Source organism: Delftia sp. 11MD (assembly GCF_050907895.1).
Classification (GTDB): domain Bacteria; phylum Pseudomonadota; class Gammaproteobacteria; order Burkholderiales; family Burkholderiaceae_C; genus Comamonas; species Comamonas tsuruhatensis.
The window spans coordinates 5,884,265-5,906,298 of the sequence record NZ_CP194333.1 but is presented as its reverse complement, the minus strand read 5'-3'; the positions used below and the strand labels follow the sequence as shown (position 1 = coordinate 5,906,298).

The 22,034-nt window shown below is 65.9% G+C and carries 19 protein-coding genes; 13 read left to right on the top strand and 6 right to left on the bottom strand.

The features are described 5' to 3' along the window. Position 1 precedes the first annotated feature (1 nt). Positions 2-1,000: a Bug family tripartite tricarboxylate transporter substrate binding protein gene (locus ACRSCF_RS27040; RefSeq protein ID WP_046986749.1), complete on the top strand. Its 999-nt coding sequence runs from the start codon at positions 2-4 to the stop codon at positions 998-1,000. Further along, on the top strand, positions 1,000-2,208 hold the full coding sequence (locus tag ACRSCF_RS27035; RefSeq protein WP_244387576.1) for a CaiB/BaiF CoA transferase family protein: 1,209 nt from the start codon (positions 1,000-1,002) through the stop codon (positions 2,206-2,208). Before ACRSCF_RS27040 ends, ACRSCF_RS27035 begins: the two co-directional genes overlap by 1 nt. 18 nt (positions 2,209-2,226) lie before the next feature. On the opposite strand, the gene ACRSCF_RS27030 is transcribed toward ACRSCF_RS27035, so the two are convergent. The 3 genes from ACRSCF_RS27030 to ACRSCF_RS27020 all read right to left on the bottom strand — a co-directional run bounded on the left by ACRSCF_RS27030 (position 2,227) and on the right by ACRSCF_RS27020 (position 4,764). Continuing rightward, positions 2,227-3,141, bottom strand: a complete 915-nt coding sequence (locus ACRSCF_RS27030; protein ID WP_034368683.1) for a nucleotidyl transferase AbiEii/AbiGii toxin family protein — start codon at positions 3,139-3,141, stop codon at positions 2,227-2,229. Beyond that, a complete protein-coding gene (locus ACRSCF_RS27025) occupies positions 3,138-3,875 on the bottom strand; it encodes a type IV toxin-antitoxin system AbiEi family antitoxin (protein WP_034368681.1) in 738 nt (245 codons plus the stop codon). The genes ACRSCF_RS27030 and ACRSCF_RS27025 overlap by 4 nt, the downstream gene beginning before the upstream one ends. 160 nt (positions 3,876-4,035) lie before the next feature. Continuing rightward, the gene (locus ACRSCF_RS27020) at positions 4,036-4,764 is read right to left on the bottom strand and encodes a Crp/Fnr family transcriptional regulator (RefSeq protein WP_016446592.1); all 729 of its coding nucleotides are present in this window, start codon (positions 4,762-4,764) and stop codon (positions 4,036-4,038) included. Between the two features lie 320 nt (positions 4,765-5,084). Between ACRSCF_RS27020 and ACRSCF_RS27015 the strand changes: the two genes are divergently transcribed. The 8 genes from ACRSCF_RS27015 (at position 5,085) to ACRSCF_RS26980 (ending at position 14,927) form a co-directional block, all read left to right on the top strand. Next, positions 5,085-7,022, top strand: a complete 1,938-nt coding sequence (locus tag ACRSCF_RS27015) for an AMP-dependent synthetase/ligase (protein ID WP_017405426.1) — start codon at positions 5,085-5,087, stop codon at positions 7,020-7,022. Between the two features lie 14 nt (positions 7,023-7,036). Further along, positions 7,037-7,822: an ABC transporter ATP-binding protein gene (locus ACRSCF_RS27010; RefSeq protein ID WP_013804350.1), complete on the top strand. Its 786-nt coding sequence runs from the start codon at positions 7,037-7,039 to the stop codon at positions 7,820-7,822. Between the two features lie 10 nt (positions 7,823-7,832). Continuing rightward, a complete protein-coding gene (locus ACRSCF_RS27005) occupies positions 7,833-8,762 on the top strand; it encodes a branched-chain amino acid ABC transporter permease (protein WP_034368693.1) in 930 nt (309 codons plus the stop codon). A gap of 20 nt (positions 8,763-8,782) precedes the next feature. Then, the gene (locus ACRSCF_RS27000; RefSeq protein ID WP_034368679.1) at positions 8,783-9,847 is read left to right on the top strand and encodes a branched-chain amino acid ABC transporter permease; all 1,065 of its coding nucleotides are present in this window, start codon (positions 8,783-8,785) and stop codon (positions 9,845-9,847) included. Positions 9,848-9,926: 79 nt separating this feature from the next. Next, positions 9,927-11,243, top strand: a complete 1,317-nt coding sequence (locus tag ACRSCF_RS26995; RefSeq protein WP_016446596.1) for an ABC transporter substrate-binding protein — start codon at positions 9,927-9,929, stop codon at positions 11,241-11,243. A gap of 173 nt (positions 11,244-11,416) precedes the next feature. After that, on the top strand, positions 11,417-12,250 hold the full coding sequence (locus tag ACRSCF_RS26990; RefSeq protein WP_016446597.1) for an ABC transporter ATP-binding protein: 834 nt from the start codon (positions 11,417-11,419) through the stop codon (positions 12,248-12,250). A gap of 197 nt (positions 12,251-12,447) precedes the next feature. Next, the gene (locus ACRSCF_RS26985; protein ID WP_016446598.1) at positions 12,448-13,695 is read left to right on the top strand and encodes a phenylacetate--CoA ligase family protein; all 1,248 of its coding nucleotides are present in this window, start codon (positions 12,448-12,450) and stop codon (positions 13,693-13,695) included. 242 nt (positions 13,696-13,937) lie between these two features. Beyond that, the gene (locus tag ACRSCF_RS26980) at positions 13,938-14,927 is read left to right on the top strand and encodes a tripartite tricarboxylate transporter substrate-binding protein (RefSeq protein WP_016446599.1); all 990 of its coding nucleotides are present in this window, start codon (positions 13,938-13,940) and stop codon (positions 14,925-14,927) included. 109 nt (positions 14,928-15,036) lie between these two features. On the opposite strand, the gene ACRSCF_RS26975 is transcribed toward ACRSCF_RS26980, so the two are convergent. Both ACRSCF_RS26975 and ACRSCF_RS26970 read right to left on the bottom strand, forming a co-directional pair. Continuing rightward, positions 15,037-15,552 carry a hypothetical protein gene (locus tag ACRSCF_RS26975; RefSeq protein ID WP_016446600.1) on the bottom strand — a complete coding sequence of 172 codons (516 nt, stop codon included), beginning with the start codon at positions 15,550-15,552 and terminating at the stop codon, positions 15,037-15,039. Positions 15,553-15,616: 64 nt separating this feature from the next. Then, positions 15,617-16,501: a LysR family transcriptional regulator gene (locus ACRSCF_RS26970; protein ID WP_017406673.1), complete on the bottom strand. Its 885-nt coding sequence runs from the start codon at positions 16,499-16,501 to the stop codon at positions 15,617-15,619. Between the two features lie 151 nt (positions 16,502-16,652). Between ACRSCF_RS26970 and ACRSCF_RS26965 the strand changes: the two genes are divergently transcribed. Further along, positions 16,653-17,174, top strand: a complete 522-nt coding sequence (locus ACRSCF_RS26965; protein WP_324622797.1) for an aldo/keto reductase — start codon at positions 16,653-16,655, stop codon at positions 17,172-17,174. Between the two features lie 116 nt (positions 17,175-17,290). Here ACRSCF_RS26965 and ACRSCF_RS26960 read toward each other — a convergent pair whose 3' ends face one another. Further along, on the bottom strand, positions 17,291-20,206 hold the full coding sequence (locus tag ACRSCF_RS26960) for a Tn3-like element IS1071 family transposase (RefSeq protein ID WP_003049965.1): 2,916 nt from the start codon (positions 20,204-20,206) through the stop codon (positions 17,291-17,293). Positions 20,207-20,366: 160 nt separating this feature from the next. Between ACRSCF_RS26960 and ACRSCF_RS26955 the strand changes: the two genes are divergently transcribed. Both ACRSCF_RS26955 and csy2 read left to right on the top strand, forming a co-directional pair. Continuing rightward, on the top strand, positions 20,367-20,924 hold the full coding sequence (locus tag ACRSCF_RS26955; RefSeq protein ID WP_324623361.1) for a type I-F CRISPR-associated protein Csy1: 558 nt from the start codon (positions 20,367-20,369) through the stop codon (positions 20,922-20,924). Continuing rightward, positions 20,921-22,009 (top strand): type I-F CRISPR-associated protein Csy2, encoded by a 1,089-nt coding sequence (gene csy2, locus ACRSCF_RS26950; protein ID WP_034366812.1) that lies wholly within the window; start codon positions 20,921-20,923, stop codon positions 22,007-22,009. The genes ACRSCF_RS26955 and csy2 overlap by 4 nt, the downstream gene beginning before the upstream one ends. Positions 22,010-22,034 lie beyond the last annotated feature (25 nt).

Here is a 22,034-nt window from a genome sequence, read left to right as displayed (position 1 = left end):
CATGACACGCCCCCTCACCTCGAAGCACCTGGCCAACCTGGGCCTGCTGGCCGCGCTGTGTGCCTGCGCGCAGGCTGCCCAAGCGGCACAGACGGCCCAAGCGGCTTTTCCCGATCGGCCCGTGCGCGTGATCGTTCCCTTTCCCGCAGGCGGCAGCACCGACCTCGTGGCCCGAGCGCTGTCGGTGGAACTGGGCAAGGCCCTGGGACAGCCCGTGGTGGTGGAGAACAAGCCGGGCGCGGGCAGCCTGGTCGGCTCGGAACTCGTGGCCCGCGCCGCGCCCGACGGCTACACCCTGCTCATGGCAGGCCTGAGCAATGTCTTCCTGCCCCATGTGCACGCCAACCTCAAGTGGAATCCGCTGACCGACTACGAGTACATCGGCCTGGTGGCGGACCTGCCCAACGTCATCGCCGTCAACGCCAAGACCCCCTACCGCACGCTGGCCGAACTGGTGGCGGCCGACAAGGCCAGGCCCGGCACGCTGTCCTTCGGCTCGGCCGGCACGGCCACGCCCTCGCACCTGGTCTGCGAGATGGTCAACCACCGGCTCGGCACCAAGATGCAGCACCTGCCCTACAAGGGCAACGCCCCGGCCGTCAACGACCTCATGGCCGGCCACATCCCGGTGATGTGCAACAACCTGGGCGGCACCCTGCCCTACATGCAGGGCGGGCAGATCCGCATCCTGGCGCAGACCGGCAAGAGCCGCTCGCCCGCCGCGCCCGACATTCCCACCTTTGCCGAGCTGGGCGTGGCCGGGCTGGACACCGGCCTGTGGGTGGGCCTGGCCGCGCCCAAGGGCACGCCGCAGCAGATCGTGGCCACGCTCAACCAGGCGCTGGCCAAGGCCATGGCCTTGCCCGAGACACGCGACAAGCTGGCGCGCCTGGGCGCCACGCCGCTGCCCACGCAGGCGGCGGACTTCCACCAGCGCGTGGCCGAAGACCGCCGCGCCTGGGAGCCCGTGCTGAAGAACGTGGACCTGAAAGGCAACTGATGCAGCGCCAAGGCTATCCGCTGGAGGGTGTGCGCATCCTCGACATGGCCACGGTGCTGGCCGCCCCCTTCTCGGCCACCCTGTGCGGCGACCTGGGCGCCGACGTCGTCAAGCTGGAGCTGCCCGGCGGCGGCGACACGCTGCGCAGCCTGGCCCCCGTGCACGACGGCCACGCCGTGTTCTGGAAAACCGCCAACCGGGGCAAGCAGGGCATCTCGCTGGACGTGCGCAAGGCCGAGGGCCGCATGCTGTTCCTGCGGCTGATCGAGGATTTCGACGTGCTCGTGGAGAACTTCCGCACCGGCACGCTGGACCGCTGGGGGCTGGACCTGGCCACCTTGCATGCCCGCAACCCGCGCCTCATCGTGCTGCGCCTGACGGGCTTCGGCCAGACCGGCCCCTATGCGCGCCGGCCGGGCTTTGCGCGCATCTTCGAGGCCATGAGCGGCTTCGCCCACCTCACGGGCGAGGCGGGCGGCCCGCCCCAGCACATGAACTACCCGCTGGGCGATGCCGTGGCCGGGCTGTTCGGCGCCTTCTCCATCGCGGCCGCACTGGCCGAGCGCAATGCACAGCCTCCAGGCGAACGGCGCGGCCTGGAGATCGACCTGTCGGCCACCGAAGCCATGCTGCGCCTGCTGGACCCGCTGGCGGCCGAGTACCAGCTGGGCGGACAGGCACGCAGCCGCACGGGATCGTGCGCGGGCTACACGGCGCCCTCCAACGTCTACCGCACGCGCGACGGCGCCTGGCTCACCGTTGTCGCCACGGGCGATGCCATCTTCGCGCGCCTGTGCCAGGCCATGGACCGCGCCGAGCTGGCCGCCGACCCGCGCTTTGCGGACAACGCCGCGCGCATCCGCCACCTGCAGGCACTGGATGCGCTGATCGTTCAATGGTGCGCAGGCCTGGACTGCGCCCAGGCCACGGCCGCGCTGGCCGCGCACGACATCCCGTTCAGCAAGGTCTGCTCGGCCGAGGACGCGCTGCAGGACCCGCATTTCGTGGAGCGCGGCAGCTTCATCACCCTGCCCGACCCCGACCTGGGCCCCCTCGCCGCCCCCGCGCCCGTGCCACGCTTCACGGGCCGCCAGGCCCCTTCGCCCCGCAGCGGCCCGGCCACAGGCCAGGACAATGCACGCATCTATGCGGAGTTGGGGCTGGATGCGCAGCAGCAGGAGAGGCTGCGGCGCGAAGGCGTGATCTGAAGGTGTGCAGTGCTGGCGTCAGATGGCCAGCCGTGCGGCCAGCAGGTCCGCCTGCTCGGCGAACTTGCGGGGATGGGACGTGCGCAGCTGCGCCAGGTTCTGCACCTTCCATCGCACGCCGGGCAGGTGTTCGAGATGGGCGATGTCCAGCGCCGGCCAATCGGGGACTCCTGCGGCCAGCGACAGCAAAAAGCGCCGCTCACTGGCATCCAGCCCTTGCTGGAGCTCCCGCAGCAACCGCTCGCGTGCTGCGAGCAGAGATTGCAGCGACACAGGCTCGGCCGTCATGCCCCGGAAGTTGTTTTCGAAATCGTGCCGGACATCACGCAAGGGAGGAAACAGCACTTCGTGCAACGGCCGGTTGCTGCAGGCCAGATAGACCACGAAGGCGCGCCGGATGCCTGAGGTGATGCCGCCGTGCGCGAACAGCTGCATCACATCGAACAGATCACGCGGGTGCTGCCGGTCCAGGGCGGCCACAAGCTTGCCGCCGTACACGTCCTCTGCCGAGACCACGGGAATCTCCAGGTCGGCCATCAGCACATCGCGCGCAGCGGGCGTAAGCGATGCCCGCCGTACCGGCAGCACCGTGCCCCGCATGACATAGTTCACTTCGATCTTGACCTGCACGGAACCACGGCGCACCAGCAGCTTAGTCTGGCCCGCTGCAGCCACCGGCGCATGGGTCTGGAAGCCCCGCTTCGTCAGGCGTATAGCCGCTTGCCGGATGGCCTCATTGATCCGTTGCAGCGCCTCGTCGCGCGACGGCCTGTGGTCGGGAAACACCAGGTCCAGATCAACGGACAGACGCGGCATATCGCGCACGAACAGGTTGATCGCGGTTCCGCCCTTCAGCGCGAACGTGTCATCCACAAACACCAGCGGCGCGACCTGTGTCAACAGGCGCGCAGTGTCGAGATAGGTCTGGTTCATGGCTTGAGCACCAACAGGCCATCGGCTGATCGAGACACCCAGGGCCGGCCGCTGCCCGTGGGCAGCATGGCCGGATCGAGCCTTGCAGCCCAGGGCAGCGCCCCCTCGCGCCCGAGTTGCAGGCACAGGCGCACGGTCTTGACGCTGGTGCAGCACTGCAGAAGTTCACGCAGCACCTCGGCGCGCAGGCTGTACGCGCTTTCCACCAGCTCCCTGGCTTCCTGCAGCGGCTGGCGCACGCCCACATCGCTCAGAAGCTCCAGCAGCGCACGCTCCGGCGCCGACACCTGTGCGGCCCCGCTGCGTTGTTCGAAGGGCCCGACATGCAGCAAGGCACCGGGTTGCTCGTCGAACAGCCTCTTGCGGTGGTATTCAGCGGGAAAACGCTCGGTGAACCATGGCGGCAGTTGCCCGGCGGCCCAGCCATACAGCTGCAGCACCGGCTGCTGCGCCACATACTGGCGCATGCCGTACCAGTCCAGCGCCGACTTGCCCCCCACATGCAGGCCCTCCAGGCGGCGCTGCAGCACGCCCAGGCTCGGATGCAGGGCCAGGCTGTCGTTGGGCCGGCAGAAGACCCCCCGCATCAGGCGCTTCAGCCAGCCCGCGCGCACGTAGTGGACAGCCAGGTCTGCGGAGATGCCCAGCCCTGCCAGATCCTGCGAGGTGATGGGTGTGCCCGCAGGCAGCTGCGTGTAGAGCGCGTTTAATTTGCTTGCCCCGGTCGTAGTCATGCTGCGATTCAAGCACTTATTCCAAACACGGGCAACTTTGATATTTCCTTCCAATCGTAGTTCTACTACGATTTTCAATACTTTTCAAAATTTCATGGCGACATGCATCGGTACTGGTCCATGCCGATGGGTACGGCGCCAAAGCGGACGCCGCGCATGCTCAGGCCGCCCGCCGCGCCGTCGCAAACAGCCCGCTGCGCAGCGCTTCCAGGTCGAGCACGCGCAGGCCGCCGTACTCCACGACGATGGCGTTTTCGCGCTGCAGCACGGACAGCGCCTCGTTGACGCGCTGGCGTGACAGGCCCACCAGGTAGGCCAGCTCCTGCTGGGTGATGCGCAGCACCTCGCCGACGCCGGGATACAGCAGCGGGTGAAAGAGCGCGGCCAGGCTGCGGGCCACGCGCAGGTCGGGGTTGGTGAGGCGGTCGATTTCGCGGGCCGAGATGAACTGGCCCAGGCGCTCGTTGAGCTGGCTCATGACGAAGCGGTTGAAGCCGATGGAGTGGTCCAGCAGCCAGTGGAAGGTGTCGATGGGCAGGCCGGCGACCACGCTTTTGCGGATGGCCTGCACGTTGTAGCGGTAGGGCTCGCGCTTGACGGCCGTGCCCTCGCCGAACCAGCCGCCCGGAGGCAGGCCGGCCAGCGTCATGCTGGCGCCGTCGGCGCCATCGGTGTTCATCTTGAGCAGGCCTTCGACCACGCCGAACCAGTAGGTGGGTGCGCGGCCGGTGCGGCAGACGTAGTCACCGGACTGTGCGTCGCCGACGACCAGCGCCTTGTGCGCGCGCTCGCGCTCGGCGGGCTGGAGCAGGGCCAGCCAGGGAATGCCATCGAGTTCCTCGGGTCGGGGCGCACGGCGGCGCTGGTGCAGTGACAGTTCTTGGCTCATGGAGTCGCGGCGAGAGTGCGCGGATGAATCAACAAAACCACCCAAGCATTGCCCGAGGCCAGTGGCTGGCGTGAGCGGGATTTCCAGAAGGACGGCGACCCGCTGCGAACGGGCTGGAGCGCAAGCCCCCCAACGGGCAATGAGACCGTTTTGGCACCATTTGTTACGGCGCGTTTTCCCGATGATGAGTTTCCCGAAGATTGTCGTCAAACAGACACCACGGCGTCAAAGCCAGTCCTACGATGCAGTCCAAGCCGGTGGGTCTCAGCCTGGGCATTTGCACCACGCGGCCACCATCCACGAACAACCAAGGACATGGAATGACGACCACGTTCCCGCACCTGCTGCTCCAGCATGCTGCCCAGCGCCCACAGGCACCGGCGCTGCGCGAGAAGGAATACGGCATCTGGCAGACCTGGAGCTGGAGCGAGGCCGCGCAGACCGTGCGCCACATGGCCTGCGGCCTGGCGGCGCTGGGCCTGGCACGCGGCCAGAATCTGGCCTTCATCAGCGACAACCGGCCCCATGTCTACATGGGCTTCCTGGCCGTGCAGGCGCTGGGCGCCGTGCCGATCCCGCTGTACCAGGACGCGGTGGCGGCCGAGATGCGCTTCGTCATCGAGGATGCCGAGATCGACTTCGCCTTCGCCGAGAACCAGGAGCAGGTGGACAAGCTGCTGGAGGTGCGCGAGAGCGTCCGCGGCCTGGGCCACATCATCTATGACGACCCGCGCGGCCTGCGCCACTACGACCAGCCGGGGCTGATCAGCACCGAGGCGCTGCTGCAAAAGGGCAAGGAATGGGAGGCCGCCCACCCGGGCGCCTGGGATGCCATGCTGGCGGCGCTGTCGCCCGACGACGTGTCCGTCATCCTCTACACCTCGGGCACGACGGGCAAGCCCAAGGGCGTGTGCCAGACCCACCGCAGCTTTGGCGAGTCGGCACGCGGCGGTGTGCAGGTGGACCGCCTGGGCCCTGGCGACAACGTGATCTCCTACCTGCCTCCGGCCTGGGTGGGCGACCACCTGTTTTCCTTCGCGCAGTGGCTGGTGGCGGGCTTCACCATCAACTGTCCGGAGTCGGCCTCGACCGTATCCATCGACCTGCGCGAGATCGGCCCCAGCTACTACTTCGCGCCGCCGCGCATCTTCGAGGGCATGCTGACTTCGGTGTCCATCCGCATGGAGGATGCCGCGCCGTTCAAGCAGTGGATGTACGGCCGCGCCATGGCCGTGGCGCGGCGCGTGGGATCGGACATCCTGGACGGCAAGAAGGTGGGCGCGCTGGACCGCCTGAAGTACGCGCTGGGCGACCTGTGCATCTACGGCCCGCTGCGCAATGCCATGGGCCTGTCGCGCATCCGCGTGGCCTATACGGCAGGTGCGGCCATCGGGCCCGAGCTGTTCCGCTTCTTCCGCTCCATCGGCATCAATCTCAAGCAGCTCTACGGCCAGACCGAGACCTGCGCCTATGTGTGCATACAGCGCGACGGGCAGGTGGAACTGAGCAGCGTGGGCCAGGCCGCACCGGGCATCGAGCTGAAGATCGCCGACAACGGCGAGGTGCTGCTCAAGGGCGTGTCCGTGCTCAAGGAGTACTACAAGCGCCCCGATGCCACGGCCGAAGTGGTGGATGCTGACGGCTGGTTCCATACGGGCGATGCCGGCGTGATCGACGCCAGCGGCCAGCTGCGCATCATCGACCGCGCCAAGGACGTGGGCAAGACCAGCCGGGGCGCCATGTTCGCGCCCAACTACATCGAGAACAAGCTCAAGTTCTTCCCCCAGATCAAGGAGGCCGTGTGCTTCGGCCACGGTCGCGACCAGGTCTGCGCCTTCATCAACATCGACTACGAGGCCGTGGGCAACTGGGCCGAGCGCCAGGGCCTGCCCTACGGCGGCTATGTGGACCTGGCATCGAAGGCCAAGGTGCTGGAGATGGTGGCCGACTGCGTGGCCCAGGTGAACGCCGACCTGGCCGCCGAAGCCGGCATGGCCGACACGCAGGTGGCGCGCTTCCTGGTGCTGCACAAGGAGCTGGACCCCGACGACGACGAGCTGACCCGCACGCGCAAGGTGCGCCGCGGCTTCATCGCCGACAAGTACGGCGTGCTGGTCGATGCGCTGTACACGGGCAAGCGTGAGCAGTTCATCGAGACCCAGGTCAAGTTCGAGGACGGCCGCACCGGCAGCGTCAGCGCCACGCTGTCCATCATCGATGCCAAAACCCATTCGGTGGCTGCCACCGCCAGGGCCTGACCGGAGCCGCTGACATGACCCACAAGAAGATCGGCGATGTCATCCTCGACATCAAGAACATCAGCCTGCGCTTCGGCGGGGTGAAGGCGCTGACGGACATCTCGTTCGATGTGCGCGAGCACGAGATCCGCTCCATCATCGGCCCCAACGGCGCAGGCAAGAGCTCCATGCTCAACTGCATCAACGGCGTGTACACCCCGTCCGAGGGATCGATCACCTTCCGGGGCAAGACCTTCAGCCACATGAACAGCCGCCAGGTGGCCGAGATGGGCGTGGCGCGCACCTTCCAGAACCTGGCGCTGTTCAAGGGCATGAGCGTGATCGACAACATCATGACCGGCCGCAACCTGCAGATCAAAAGCGGCATCCTGATGCAGGCCCTGCGCCTGGGCCCGGCCCAGCGCGAGGAGATCCGCCACCGCGAGTTCGTCGAGCACATCATCGACTTCCTGGAGATCCAGGCCTACCGCAAGACCCCCGTGGGCCAGCTGCCCTACGGTCTGCAAAAGCGCGTGGACCTGGGCCGCGCCCTGGCCATGCAGCCGCAGGTGCTGCTGCTGGACGAGCCCATGGCCGGCATGAACGTGGAGGAAAAGCAGGACATGTGCCGCTTCATCCTCGATGTGAACGACGAGTTCGGCTCCACCATCGTGCTGATCGAGCACGACATGGGCGTGGTCATGGACATCAGCGACCGCGTCGTGGTGCTGGACTACGGCAAGAAGATCGGCGACGGCGCACCCGACGAGGTGCGCCAGAACGAAGACGTGATCCGCGCTTACCTTGGCACCAGCCACTGAGGGGACTGACATGGGATTTTTTCTGGAAACCTTGTTCGGCGGCCTCATGGTAGGCACGCTGTACGCGCTGATCGCCATCGGCTTCGTGCTGATCTTCAAGGCCTCGGGCGTGTTCAACTTCGCCCAGGGCGCGATGGTGCTGTTCTCGGCCCTGGCCATGGCGCGCTTTTCCGATTGGATCCCGAAGTGGATCGGCATGGAGCCGGGCTGGTTCACCAACCTGCTGGCCATCTGCGTGTCGCTGGCCATCATGGTGGTCGTGGCCTGGGTGATCGAGCGGCTGGCGCTGCGCCACCTGGTCAACCAGGAGCCCATCACGCTCTTGATGGCCACGCTGGGCATCGCCTACCTGCTCGACGGACTGGGCCCGATGATCTTCGGCAGCGCCGTCTACAGCATCAACGTGGGCATGCCCAAGGACCCCATGTTCATCCTCGACGGCCTGTTCGAGGGCGGCGTGCTGCTGAGCCAGGAAGACCTGTATGCGGCCTGCATCGCCGCGCTGCTGGTGGCCGCGCTCAGCGTGTTCTTCCAGAAGACCAAGACCGGCCGCGCGCTGCGCGCCGTGGCCGACGACCACCAGGCGGCGCAGTCCATCGGCATCCCGCTGTCGCGCATCTGGGTCATCGTCTGGTCGGTGGCCGGCGGCGTGGCCCTGGTGGTGGGCATCATCTGGGGCTCCAAGCTGGGCGTGCAGTACTCGCTGTCGCTGGTGGCCCTGAAGGCCCTGCCCGTGGTGATCCTGGGCGGCCTGACCTCGCTGCCCGGCGCCATCATCGGCGGCCTGATCATCGGCGTGGGCGAGAAGCTCTCCGAGGTCTACCTGGGCCCCATGGTCGGCGGCGGCATCGAGACCTGGTTCGCCTACGGCCTGGCCCTGTGCTTCCTGCTCGTGCGGCCCCAGGGGCTGTTCGGCGACAAAATCATTGATCGCGTTTGACCGTTACGGAGAACCTGCACATGTTTTATCGTGAGAACGGTCAATTCAAGACGACCTACGCATCCGACCAGCAGATCTTCGGCGTCGCCCAGGACCGCTGGGCCATCGTGGCGCTGCTGGCCGTCGCCTTCCTGGTGATTCCCTTCAGCGTCAGCGACTACACCTTCCAGGCCGTGCTGATCCCCTTCCTGATCATGTCGCTGGCGGCGCTGGGGCTGAACATCCTGGTCGGCTACTGCGGCCAGATCTCTCTGGGAACGGGCGCCTTCATGGCCGTGGGCGCCTATGCGGCCTACAACCTGCAGGTGCGTTTCGAGGGCATGCCGCTGCTGGTGGCCCTGATCGGTGGCGGCGTGCTGGCCATGGTCTTCGGCGTGATCTTCGGCCTGCCCAGCCTGCGCATCCGCGGCCTGTACCTGGCCGTGGCCACGCTGGCCGCCCAGTTCTTCGTGGACTGGCTGACCAGCCGCGCCGCCTGGGTGACGAACAACTCCTCCTCGGGCTCGGTGAGCGCGGGCCCGCTGTCCATCATGGGCTGGAAGATCGACACGCCCATGGAGAAGTACCTGCTGTGCCTGGGCATCCTGTGCGTGCTGGGCCTGGCCGCCAAGAACCTGGTGCGCGGCGCCATCGGCCGCGAGTGGATGGCCATGCGCGACATGGACGTGGCCGCCAGCGTGATCGGCATCCGCCCGACCTACGCCAAGCTCAGCGCCTTTGCCGTGAGCAGCTTCATCGTCGGCGTGGCCGGCGCGCTGTGGGGCTTCGTACACCTGGGTGCCTGGGAGCCTGCGGCCTTCAGCCTGGACCGCTCGCTGCAACTGCTGTTCATGATCATCATCGGCGGCCTGGGTTCGGTGGTCGGCAGCATCTTCGGCGCGGCCTTCTTCGTGCTGCTGCCGCTGCTGCTCACCCAGGTGCCTCACTGGCTGGGCCTGCCGCTGTCCACGGCCACGGCGACCTACCTGGAGCACATGATCTTCGGTGCGCTGATCGTGTTCTTCCTGATCGTGGAGCCGCACGGACTCGCGAAGCTGTGGGCCACAGCCCGCCAGAAGCTTCGCGTCTGGCCCTTCCCGCATTGAGTTGATCTGTATCGAGACAGGGCGCCACAGAGTGCCGGATAACCGGGGAATCTTCCCCAGCCAACTAGGAGACAACGTCATGATGTTCAAGAAAGTCGCCATCGCCGCCGCCACCGTCGCAGCCGGAATCGGCGGCCTCGTGGCCGCCCCCGCCGTCCAGGCCCAGGACCAGTTCGTGCCGCTGCTGGTCTACCGCACGGGCCAGTTCGCTCCGCTGGGCATTCCATGGGCCGATGGCAAGCAGGACTACATCAAGCTGGTCAACGCCAAGGGCGGCATCAATGGCGTGAAGATCGCCTACGAGGAATGCGAGACGGCCTACGACACGGCCAAGGGCGTGGAGTGCTATGAGCGCCTGAAGGGCAAGGGCGGCGGCGCGGCGGGCTTCGATCCGCAGTCCACCGGCATCACGTTCGCCGTGACGGACAAGGCGCCCGGCGACAAGATGCCCATCATCACCACGGGCTACGGCCTGTCGCAGTCGGCCGACGGCAAGGTCTTCGAGTGGAACTTCCCGCTGCTGGGCAACTACTGGACGGCGGCCGACTCCATCATCCAGGACATCCTCAAGAAGGAAAAGGGCAGCCTCAAGGGCAAGAAGATCGCCCTGGTCTACCACGACTCGCCCTATGGCAAGGAGCCCATTCCGCTGCTGCAAAAGCGCGCCGCCAAGGAAGGCTTCGACCTGACGCTGCTGCCCGTGACGGCGCCCGGCGTGGAGCAGAAGTCCACCTGGCTGCAGATCCGCCAGCAGCGCCCCGACTACGTGCTGCTGTGGTCGGCCGGCGTGATGACGCCCACGGCCGTGCGCGAGGCGCAGGCCACCGGCTACCCGCGCGAGAAGATGTACTCCATCTGGTGGGCCGGCTCGGACCATGACGTGAAGGACATCGGCGCCGGCGCCAAGGGCTACAACACCGTGACCATCCACAACACGGCCGAGCACGACAAGGTGCACGACGAGGTCAAGGCCATGGTCTACGACAAGGGCCAGGGCACGGCCACCGACGCCAAGGAACTGGGCGCCATGGCCCATACGCGCGGCATGGTGATCTCCATGCTGCAGGTGGAGGCCATCCGCACGGCACAGGAAAAATACGGCAAGGGCAAGGTCATGACCTCCGAGCAGGTGCGCTGGGGCCTGGAGAACCTGAACCTCACGCAGGAGCGCCTCAACGAGCTGGGCTTCGGCAAGATCATCCGCCCCGTCAAGACCAGCTGCGACAACCACCTGGGTACCGACTGGTCGCGCATCGCCCAGTGGGATGGCGCCAAGTGGAAGGTGGTCTCCGACTGGTACCAGGCCGACAAGTCCATGGTCGAACCGCTGGTCAAGGAGTACGCGGACAAGTACGCCAAGGAAAAGAACGTAAAAGCTAGAACTTGCACCCCCTGAGGCGCTCGCGCGCCTTCGCCCTCTCTACCCGCTTCGCGGGGGAGGGGGACGACACCCTCGGTGCGGGGCGGCCCTTCCTCGGTGTCCCTGAGTTGGGGCATGCCCCGCGCAGAGATGCTTCGAGAGTTGCGGCCCCGCACTCCGCTTTCGTATCAACGCCCATGGACGACGCCATGACCACCGCACCCACCTCCGCCCCGGCCGCCAGCGATCCGCTGCTCGTGGTCAATGGCATCGAAGTCATCTACAACCATGTGATCCTGGTGCTCAAGGGCGTTTCGCTCCAGGTGCCGCGCGAGAGCATCGTGGCCATCCTGGGCGGCAACGGCGCGGGCAAGACCACGACGCTGCGCGCCATCTCCAACCTGCTCAAGGGCGAGCGCGGCGAGGTGACCAAGGGCACGATCGAGCTGGAGGGCGAGCGTATCGAAAGCCTCACGCCCTCCGAGCTGGTGCAGCGCGGCGTGGTCCAGGTCATGGAGGGGCGGCACTGCTTCGCCCACCTGACCATCGAGGAAAACCTCATGACCGGCAGCTACACGCGCACTGACAAGGGCGAGATAGCGGCCAACCTCGAGAAGGTCTACAACTACTTTCCGCGCCTGAAGACGCGCCGCACCTCGCAGGCCGCCTACACCTCGGGCGGCGAGCAGCAGATGTGCGCCATCGGCCGCGCGCTGATGGCCAACCCGCGCATGGTGCTCCTGGACGAACCCTCGATGGGCCTGGCCCCGCAGATCGTCGAGGAGGTGTTCAACATCGTCCGCGACCTCAACAGCAAGGAAAAGGTCACCTTCCTGCTGGCCGAGCAGAACACCAACATGGCGCTCAAGTACTCGGACTACGGCTACATCATGGAAAGCGGCCGCATCGTCATGGACGGCGCGGCCTCGGACCTGGCCAGCAACGAGGACGTCAAGGAGTTCTACCTGGGCGTGGGCGGCGGCGAGCGCAAGAGTTTCAAGGACGTGAAAAGCTACAAGCGCAGAAAACGTTGGCTTGCATGAATACCCCCTGAGTCGCTTCGCGCCTTCCCCCTCTCGCTTCGCGGGGGGACGACACCCTCGGTGCGGGGCGGCCCTTCCTCGGTGTCTCTCGCCTGGGGCCGCGCCGGTTTCGCAGGCAACGGCATTGCTGAATTTCTGGAATAAACCACTATCACTGGCCGGACTCCATCTGCCCTTTTCCACATACAGGACTAGCCATGAGTGCCTTCTACGACGCGCTGGAGACGCGCACCCCTGACGAACGCGAAGCGGCGCTGCTGGCCGCCCTGCCCCGACAGATCGCCCATGCGCAGCAACAGTCGGCTGCCTTCGCCCGGATCCTGGACGGCGTCGACGCCGCGCAGATCACCAGCCGCGAGGCCCTGGCCCGCCTGCCGGTGACGCGCAAGTACGAGCTGCTGCAGCGCCAGGCCGAGCAGCGGCCCGCGCAGATCTTCGGCGGCTTCAACGCCATCGGCCTGGGCCAGCCCATGCCGCGCCTGTTCTGCAGCCCCGGCCCCATCTACGAGCCCGAAAGCCGCCGCCCCGACTACTGGCGCATGGCGCGCGCGCTGCATGCCTCGGGCTTTCGGCCCGGCGAGCTGGTGCACAACTGCTTCAGCTACCACTTCGTGCCCGCGGGTTCGATGATGGAAAGCGGCGCCCATGCGCTGGGCTGCACGGTGTTCGCAGGCGGCACGGGCCAGACCGAGCAGCAGGTGCAGGCCATGGCCGACCTGCGGCCCGCAGGCTACGTGGGCACGCCCAGCTTCCTCAAGATCATTGTGGAAAAGTCCGTGGAGATGGGCCTGCCCATCCCGTCCGTGACCAAGGCCATGGTCTCGGGAGAGGCCTTTCCGCCCTCGCTGCGCGACTGGCTGGCCGAGCGCGGCATCGCGGGCTACCAGTGCTACGCCACGGCCGACCTGGGCCTGATCGCCTACGAGACCGAGGCGCGCGAAGGCCTGGTGCTGGACGAGCAGGTCATCGTCGAGATCGTGCGCCCCGGCACGGGCGACCCCGTGGCGCCCGGCGAGGTGGGCGAACTGGTGATCACCACCTTCAACCCCGACTACCCGCTGATCCGCTTCGGCACGGGCGACCTCTCTGCCGTGCTGCCCGGCCAGTGCCCCACGGGCCGCACCAATGCGCGCATCAAGGGCTGGATGGGACGCGCCGACCAGACCACCAAGGTGCGCGGCATGTTCGTGCACCCGGGCCAGATTGCCGACGTCGTGCGCCGCTTTCCGCAGGTGGGGCGCGCAAGGCTGGTGGTCACGGGCGAGATGGCCAATGACCAGATGCAGTTGCTGGTCGAAACCCGCGAGACCTCGCCGGGCCTGGCCCAGCAGCTGTCCGACGCGGTGCGCGAAGTGACCAAGCTGCGCGGCGACGTGCAGATGGTGCTGCCGGGCACCCTGCCCAATGACGGCAAGGTGATCGAAGACGCGAGGTCGTACAAGTAGCCACCGAGGCGCGGGGGACGGTGGCCGCGCCGCCGCGCAGCCGGCGCAATCCCTGAAAACATGACGCCTGTCAAGCCTCCAAGGGTTTGCACTAGATCAATGGCAAGGGAATCTGCTGCGGCGCAATAGAAACAATTCTTAAAATTCGTCTCCTCGTGCATTCGGTTTCTTTTGCGTGTTTGCCCTTTAGGGCGAAAACGCATCGCCCCCTATCATTTGCACGCCATTCACCTGGAGACACTATGAAAGCATTGTTCAAGATCGCAGCCATCGCCCTGGCAGCCGGCGCAGCCATTGGCGCTCATGCGCAGGACTATCCTGCCGCAGGCAAGACGATCACCCTCATCGTGCCGTTCACCGCAGGCGGCCCGACCGACAAGGTGGCCCGCGATCTGGCCGAGTCCATGCGCAAGCATCTGAACAATGCCACCATCGTGGTGGACAACGCCGACGGCGCCGGCAGCACCATCGGCACGGCCAAGGCTGCACGTGCCCGCCCTGACGGCTACACGCTGCTGATCAACCACATCGGCATGTCCACGATCCCGTCGCTGTACCGCAAGCTGTCGTTCAACGTGCTCAACGACTTCGAGTACGCCGGCATCATCAACGACGTGCCCATGACCCTGATCGGCCGCCCCAGCCTGCCGGCCAAGAACTTCGCCGAGGTCAAGGACTGGATCGGCAAGAACCAGGGCAAGGTCAACCTGGCCAATGCCGGCATCGGTTCCGCCTCCCACCTGTGCGGCCTGATGCTGCAGGCGGCCATGAAGACCGAAATGACGCCCGTGCCCTACAAGGGCGCCGCGCCGGCCATCGCCGACCTGATCGGCAACCAGGTCGACCTGCTGTGCGACCAGACCACCAACACCACGGGCCAGATCACGGCCAAGAAGGTCCAGGCCTATGCCGTGACCACGCCCAAGCGCCTGGTCATGCCCGCACTGAAGGACCTGCCGACGCTGGCCGAAGTGGGCGTGCCTGACTTCCAGGTCACCATCTGGCATGGCCTGTACGCGCCCAAGGGCACGCCGGCCGACGTCGTCAAGAAGGTCAACGAGGCCATGAAGGCCGCCCTCAAGGACCCCGAGTTCATCAAGCGCCAGGAAGCCCTGGGCGCCGTGATCGCCAGCGACGGCCGCATCGAACCCGAAGGCCACAAGAAGTTCGTCCAGGCCGAGATCGAGAAGTGGGGCAAGGTCATCAAGGCAGCCGGCACCTACGCCGACTGATCCCGAGGACCACCACCGCGACGGATCGCCCAGTTGCAACCACGATCAAGCCCGGCTTCGGCCGGGCTTTTTCGTTGGCGGGGACGGCGCGACAGCGGCGATGCAGGGTTCAGGGCGCCGGCCCGCGCAGCGCCATCACGGCCTGCCAGCTGCCGCCGCGCTGGCTTGCGTTGTAGAGGTTGCTCTGCGTGTTGCCGGGACCTTCGTAGTAGCTGCCGCGCATCAGGCATTGCGATCCCGAGGCCGTGCAGTGCACAAGCTCGACGCCGAACATCAGCGCCGGCCGGCCGCTGGCCCGGTCCAGCACCTGCTCGCCGCCCTTGCCCACGTCGCAGGCCGAAGCCGGCCGCACCTGGCTCTGGCCGCTGAGCAGGGCCAGCGTGCCGGCATCGGGGTCCAGCAGCGCCCAGCCCCGGCCGTTGCCTATGCAGTAGGCCGCCGCCTTGGGGCCGAGGTTGGAGGCGTTGTCCAGAAACAGCAGCGAATACACGGCCGCCGCCGCTCCCGGGGGCGCCTGCGGGCCGGTGGGCGCCTTGGGCCTGTCGGCGCAGGCGGCCAGCGCCAGCGTGGCGGCCAGCGCGCCCAGCCAGGGCAGGAATCGGGAGGAATGACGGAGGCGGTGCATGGAAGTCCTTTCTTTCTCGCAATCTGCGTGCGTGTTTAACACGGCGCGCGGCCCCTGCTGCGGCTCAGGCCGGGCCTTCGAGTTCGGCATGCCGCCGCTCGAACAGTTCAATGAGGTGGTCCGCCACGGCCCGCACCCGCCGCGAATGGGCAAGGTCGGCATGCATGGCAAGCCAGATGGGCTGATCGGCGCCCAGCTGCGGCTCCACGCAGACCAGCCCCGCCTGCCGCGCCAGGAAATGCGGCAGCACGGCCAGGCCCAGGCCCGCCTGGGCCGCGGCCAGCTGCGCGGACAGGGTGTTGGTCTCCAGCCGGCAGGGACGCCCGCGCAGGGCGCGCGCCATCCAGCGTGCGGCGGGCAGGTGGGCATGGCTGTCGTCCCAGCCGATGAAGGCGTCGCCTTCGAAGGGGTCCGGGCCGCTCCGGCCAGCGCGGCCAGCAACATGGCCGGCCGATCCGTACAAGCCGAAACCCAGCGTTCCCAGGCGCCGGATCGTGACGTGGCCGGCCTCGGGCTGGGTCATGCGCACGGCCAGGTCGGCATCGCGCCGGTGCAGGTTCAGCGTCTGCACGCCGCTGACCAGCTGCACGCGCAGCCCCGGATGGCGCGCGAACAACTGCGCCAGCGAGGGCACGATCAGCGGGTTGGCCAGGTTCTCCGCCGTGGCCAGCCGCACCACGCCCGCGACCTGCGCCTGGCTGTGCGCGGCATCGCCCAGGGCCTGGGCCGCCTGCTCCAGCGTCTCGGCCGGGGCCAGCAGCGCCTGGCCGTCGGCCGTGAGCCGATAGCCGCTCTGGTGGCGGCTGAACAGCGGCATGGCCAGCGCGGACTCCAGCCGGTCCAGCCGGCGCGAGACCGTGGCCACGCCCAGCCCCAGCGCGGCCGAGGCGCCGCTCAGGCTGCCGGCGCGGGCAATGGCCAGGAAGATGCGGGCGTCGTCCCACTGCAATGAAGTGCTCCTTGGTTTTCCTGGAAAGCCCTTGCGGAGAGCCTTTGTGGAAATGTTTTCCGGAAATGGAAGATCGAAGCGCGATTTTCTCAGTAGGCAAGCCCACCCCGGAAAACCATACTGGCCCCTTGTTTCAGCAAGAGGATATGCAATGCAACAACGCACACTTGGCCACGATCTGCAGGTATCCGCCCTGGGCCTGGGCTGCATGGGCATGAGCGAGTTCTATGGCCCGCGCGACGACGCCCTGGCGCTGCAGGCACTGGACCATGCCGTGGAGGCCGGCATCGACTTCCTGGACACGGCCGATGTCTACGGGCCGCACCACAACGAGGAGCTGATCGGCCGCTTCCTGGCCACGCGCCGCCCGCGCGTGAAGATCGCCACCAAGTTCGGCATCGTGCGCAAGGCCGGGGAGTACCGGCGCAGCATCGACAACAGCGCGCAGTACGCGCGGCAAAGCTGCGAGGACTCGCTGCGGCGCCTGGGCGTGGAGCGCATCGACCTGTACTACGTGCACCGCGTCGATGCCACGCGGCCCATCGAAGAGATCATGCAAGGGCTGGCGCGCCTGGTGCAGGAAGGCAAGATCGCCCGCATCGGCCTGTGCGAGGTCAGCGCAGCCACGCTGCGCCGCGCCCATGCCGGGGTCTCCTCGTTTTCAGTGCAATAAGTGACGGTACGAAAAGCTAGCACTGGCGCGGAGGTGGTGTTGGTAGATCGTTGATTTCATTGACTTTCCTGTTCACTTTCAAATCTGCGATTCGTGGCGTCAAACCGTGGTCGGTTTCATCCATTGGTGCCAGTTATCGATGCATTTGGCCGCGAAGGCAGGATTTGGTCAGCATAGCGGTCAACCGGGAAGCGAAACACACCCCGCAAGTTGATGCTCTCCAGCCTGGTGGGCGCAATCTTCCCGATCAGTTCCGGTGGAATGACCTGGCGGCGGTTCGACCAGCGATCCAGGACCGCCTGCATCTGTGAGGTATTCCACGCCATCACGATGTTGGCCATCAGGCTCAACGCATCGGCCACAGCCTGCATTTCATCGACACGTTTGGCCTGCGCCGGGCTGATCCGGCCGGTATAAATGGCGCGCTTGAGGGCGTTAACAGCCTCGCCCCGATTGAGCACCCGGCGCAACTCGTTCCTGAAAGCGTCCTTGACAAAGTAGTCAGCCAAAAACGCCGTACGCAGCAACCGCCCCAATTGCACGCCAGCCTCATAGATTGGATCGCCCTGGGCGGCAGAACCGAACCGCGCAAGAGCTGCCACCGCACTGGCATGTCCGCTCATGACCGAGGCTGCCAGGTGCACCAGACTATCCCAATGCTTTTCGATCAAAGCGACGTCGACATTGGCTTCGCACACCGCAGCGATTTCTGCGGGCACTTTGGTGCCGCGTGGCACAAAGAGGTGGCGCTGTTTGAGTTCCTTCAACCGCGGGCAAAGATCAAAACCAAGCAAACGGGCATGTGACATGGCAAAGTCGGTGTAGCCATGGGTATCCACAGCAAGCTGGCTGGTCTCCAGCTTTTCTTGGCGGATGACACCTTCAATGGCCACGCCCGCCTGGCGCTCATTGAGCACAAAGGGCTGCGCATGGAAGATGCCCCACCGGTCTTTTACATGGGAGTAGATTCCAATGGAAGGTGTGTTGCGCCGAGGATCAAGCCGGGCTTGCCACACCCGTTTGGTGGTCTCCATGCTCATCATGTCAGAAGATGCCAAATCGGACCGCCCCCAGGTGGCGGCAATCGGGTGTCGCTGCATGAATTCCAGCACAGCCTGGCAGGCCTGGCTCAGACGCCGTTCGTCCCGCGCCCAGCGCATGGCCTGGCGAATGCTGGTGGCAGACAATTGCGGAATCATGCGCGCGCATTCGACCGCAGTCAGACTGGTGCCGTGGGCCATGATGCCGGCATAGACCATCAGCAGCTCGTCGGTAGAGCGCGGCTCACGTCCGAGCATGATCCAGCTAAAGCGCACCTGGGCGTCAACGGCCAGAATCACTTCCGGCAATTGAACCTCACCGATGCGGTGATCCAAAGCCGCGCGCAGCTTGGTCACTTCTGGGTCTTCGTCCTCTGCGGGCAATGGCGACAAATGGAGTTCATCATCCACGCGCAGTACGCCACTGCGGGCTGCAGCGGCCACCGCATCGACACCGGCAGTTACTCTGGCCAGCAAAGGCTTCAAGAAAGTGGCAGCCTTGCTGGGTAACGATAGACGGGCATAGTGTTTCTTGGACTCTGCCTGCCAACGCTCGTCCGTGAAGAACAAGCGCGCACGACCCCGAAAGCTCAGGCTGTGCTCAATCCAGACCGAGCCATTGCGCACCGCGCGGCGCAGGGCAAACAGGGTGGCCACCTCCAACGCCTGAAACGCCCGTTCCCGGTCTGGGCTGGAGATCGAAACCTGCCAGATCATTCCCAGACTTGGTGCCACCACTTCAACTGGCAGCTTTCTGGATCCTTTGAGATATAAAGCTTGCAGCTTGGCAAGGTACTCGATGGCAGGATGCTCGCCGGTGGCCTGCCAGGGCAGCTTTGCAATGGCGACGAGCAACGACCGCACGGGGCGAATTCCATCAATCAATCCCTCGCGGACCAGGGAGGCCCTGCTCGGTGGTTTGCGTTTCTGGGTTTCGGTGATCAAGGCTTCAAGACGGGCACGCAACTCAGCATCTGGCACCGCACCTTGCGCGCTCAAGGCAACAAGTTCGCCGAGCAGCGTTTTGTACATTGCGGCCCAATTGACGGTAGCGGGGACATCGGCGGCAGCCTGACGCCACAGATCGGCGATCCGGCGCTGCACCATAAGGATCAACTGGTCTGTGGTGGTGAACAGGCAATACCGAAGAAAGCATGCGACCTCCACGGTGCGCGCTGGCTCTTTGATCTTGGCTCCGGCTGAGGGCGGCCTGGAGACAAGTCGGCGCGCGTAGCGGCGCAAGATGAGATCGGGGATGTCTGCCAGGTGCTTATGAACGTCCAGCGTGTAAAGCAGGTCGATGCGCTCCAGTACCTCGCTGATTTGGCGGGTTGAGTGTTTCGCCGGTGCAGCCCATAGCCAACTCTGCTGGGTTTGTCCATCTGGGCGCAGCTCTGAAACTGAGGCTCGCCAGCGATCAAGTGTTGCTGGATCAACGCTGGCGGCGATGGCGGTGCCTGTTTCAACTTCAAGCTGGGCAAGTGCCGCCGCAATCAGTGTCCGAATTGCCCGCTCGTGCACGATCACCAGCTTGTTCTTGTACAGCCATTGACGCGCCCGCACGAGTAGCTGATCGCGGTCGGCGCAGCGCGCCACTTCGTCGCGCAGTTCACGTACCAGTGAGCGGCGCTGGTGCTCGCTCATCCACTGGAATCCAAGGACCGTGCAGGCTACTTGTTGGTGATCGAATAGCGTGCGCCCGCGTTCATACATGGCTCTCAGCGAGGCGACTTCTGGTGCTGCAATGCCAAGCTCGTTGCCAAGGTGGCGCCACAAGGCTACTGGAATTACCCGAAAGGCACCGAGCAAACGCCCACTCATGCGCAGGAAACCAATATGGAGCGCCAGACCAAGCTTGTGGGAATCACCTCGGCGTGCATTGATTGCGTCGCGCTCGGCACCATCGAAGGTGAAAAATGCCTTCATCTCGAAGTCGCTGATATCGCGGGGGAGCCCACGCATCCCCAAAAACGTTGTGTGCCAACCCTGCATCGTGAACCTCAAAAGTGGGAGGCCACCATACCCGTTTACAAAGCGAACAGGAAAGTCAATGAAATCAACGGTCTACCCAGACCACCCCCGCGCCAGTGCTAGCTTTGCGTACCGTCACTTATTGCACTGAAAACGAGGAGACCCCAGTAGCGATGTACGGCTGCCGGTGCATGCCAGCTCCGTGTTCGACAAGCTGTTCATCGGCCGTCCCGAGGTGCGCAGCACGGTGCGCAAGCTGCGTGCCTTCCTTGCGACCGACCCGGAGCCCAACCTGCAAACGCGCGAGCGCCGCGAGGCCTTCGTCGATGCGCTGATCGATGAAATGGTCTCGCTCGCCGGCGAAGTGCAGCAGGCCCTGCCAGCTGGCTGGAGCTGCGACTCGGAACGCTTCGGCAAGCTGGTGCGTGAAGAGCAATTGTGGCTGGACCCATTGCGGGCCGAACTGCGCGATGAGGCAGATTTCGCCCGCGAATGGCTTTGGATGGACTGGCCTGCCGAGGTAGGCAAGCGCTTTGCCAACTGGCTCAACAGCCAGCTGTTCGGCCAGTTGCCTGTGGGCGACGCCGAGGCGCGTGTGTGGCGGAAAGAACTGCTGACCGATGAGGATGGTTTTGTGCAGCAGTTGCGTGAACTGCGCAAAAGGCTGGACGCCCCGGCCTATATCCCTATCCGCAAAACGCATGATGAACTGGTGATGCACAGGGGGGGCGCGGTATGACGCAATCGCCACAACCGCAGGCCATCCTGACCTTCCCCCATCTGCGCGTGCAAAACGCCAACGCCATCTCCAGCCCGCTCACGCACGGCTTCCCCTCCATCACCGCCTTCACCGGCCTGATGTGGGCGCTGGAGCGCAAGCTGGCGCAGGCCGGCATCCCCTTGCGCCTGCACGCGGTGGGCGTGGTCTGCCACCACCATCAGGAGCAGGTGACGCAGGGCTATGTGCGCAGCTTCAACCTCACGCGCAACCCGGTGGACAAAGACGGCAGCACCGCCGCCATCGTGGAGGAAGGGCGCATTCACCTCGACATCTCCCTGGTCTTCACCGTCTCGGAAAAACGCGACCCCGGCTCCAACTCGGCCCCGACCTTGGTGCAAAGCGCTGCCGAGCCGATGCAGCAATGGGCCGATGAAGCCGGGCAAATCCTGTCGCAAATGCGCGTGGCCGGCGGCAGCCTGCTGCCATCACGTGCCGCACCCGGCAGGCGCGTGCGCCCCAGGCTGGCCGTGCTGGCAGAAGACGCCACCGAGCGCAGCCGCCAGTTCCGCGAATGGCGGCGCCAGTGGCTGCCGGGCTTCGCCCTGGTGGGGCGTGACGACCTGCTGGCCGACCGCCTGCACAGGCTGCGCGACAAAGCGGCGCACACCACGCTGCTCGACGCCTGGCTGCATGCATCGCGCTTCAACCATGAGCCCGTGGCAGCGGCCGAAGGCCAGCCCCCGCCTGCCGATGGCAAGCATCCATGGGCAGATCCCTGGCGCGGCCCCGGCAGCGGCTGGATCGTGCCTGTGCCCGTGGGCTATGCGGCACTCTCGCCATCACATGCCGCAGGCGAAGTGCTCAACGCCCGCGATGCCACCACGCCGCTGCGCTTCGTGGAGTCGGTCTACTCGCTGGGCGAATGGATCAGCCCGCACCGCCTCACCCATCTGGAGCAACTGCTGTGGCATGCGCACACCGATGAAAAGCGGGGCCTTTACCGCTGCCGCAGCGGCTACGTCCCAGACCCCGCAGCCGTGGCCGACCCTGACGACGCCGCAGCCCAGGAGCAGGAAGACGACGACAGCTATGCATACACCTGACCCGCGTCCTTGCACCGCCGCCTTT

What these genes read in the sequence shown, in the direction of transcription:
- ACRSCF_RS27040 (WP_046986749.1), top strand. Translation starts at nt 2, where the DNA reads ATGACACGCCCCCTCACCTCGAAGCACCTGGCCAACCTGGGCCTGCTG.
- ACRSCF_RS27035 (WP_244387576.1), top strand. Translation starts at nt 1,000, where the DNA reads ATGCAGCGCCAAGGCTATCCGCTGGAGGGTGTGCGCATCCTCGACATG.
- ACRSCF_RS27030 (WP_034368683.1), bottom strand. Translation starts at nt 3,141, where the DNA reads ATGAACCAGACCTATCTCGACACTGCGCGCCTGTTGACACAGGTCGCG.
- ACRSCF_RS27025 (WP_034368681.1), bottom strand. Translation starts at nt 3,875, where the DNA reads ATGACTACGACCGGGGCAAGCAAATTAAACGCGCTCTACACGCAGCTG.
- ACRSCF_RS27020 (WP_016446592.1), bottom strand. Translation starts at nt 4,764, where the DNA reads ATGAGCCAAGAACTGTCACTGCACCAGCGCCGCCGTGCGCCCCGACCC.
- ACRSCF_RS27015 (WP_017405426.1), top strand. Translation starts at nt 5,085, where the DNA reads ATGACGACCACGTTCCCGCACCTGCTGCTCCAGCATGCTGCCCAGCGC.
- ACRSCF_RS27010 (WP_013804350.1), top strand. Translation starts at nt 7,037, where the DNA reads ATGACCCACAAGAAGATCGGCGATGTCATCCTCGACATCAAGAACATC.
- ACRSCF_RS27005 (WP_034368693.1), top strand. Translation starts at nt 7,833, where the DNA reads ATGGGATTTTTTCTGGAAACCTTGTTCGGCGGCCTCATGGTAGGCACG.
- ACRSCF_RS27000 (WP_034368679.1), top strand. Translation starts at nt 8,783, where the DNA reads ATGTTTTATCGTGAGAACGGTCAATTCAAGACGACCTACGCATCCGAC.
- ACRSCF_RS26995 (WP_016446596.1), top strand. Translation starts at nt 9,927, where the DNA reads ATGATGTTCAAGAAAGTCGCCATCGCCGCCGCCACCGTCGCAGCCGGA.
- ACRSCF_RS26990 (WP_016446597.1), top strand. Translation starts at nt 11,417, where the DNA reads ATGACCACCGCACCCACCTCCGCCCCGGCCGCCAGCGATCCGCTGCTC.
- ACRSCF_RS26985 (WP_016446598.1), top strand. Translation starts at nt 12,448, where the DNA reads ATGAGTGCCTTCTACGACGCGCTGGAGACGCGCACCCCTGACGAACGC.
- ACRSCF_RS26980 (WP_016446599.1), top strand. Translation starts at nt 13,938, where the DNA reads ATGAAAGCATTGTTCAAGATCGCAGCCATCGCCCTGGCAGCCGGCGCA.
- ACRSCF_RS26975 (WP_016446600.1), bottom strand. Translation starts at nt 15,552, where the DNA reads ATGCACCGCCTCCGTCATTCCTCCCGATTCCTGCCCTGGCTGGGCGCG.
- ACRSCF_RS26965 (WP_324622797.1), top strand. Translation starts at nt 16,653, where the DNA reads ATGCAACAACGCACACTTGGCCACGATCTGCAGGTATCCGCCCTGGGC.
- ACRSCF_RS26960 (WP_003049965.1), bottom strand. Translation starts at nt 20,206, where the DNA reads ATGCAGGGTTGGCACACAACGTTTTTGGGGATGCGTGGGCTCCCCCGC.
- csy2 (WP_034366812.1), top strand. Translation starts at nt 20,921, where the DNA reads ATGACGCAATCGCCACAACCGCAGGCCATCCTGACCTTCCCCCATCTG.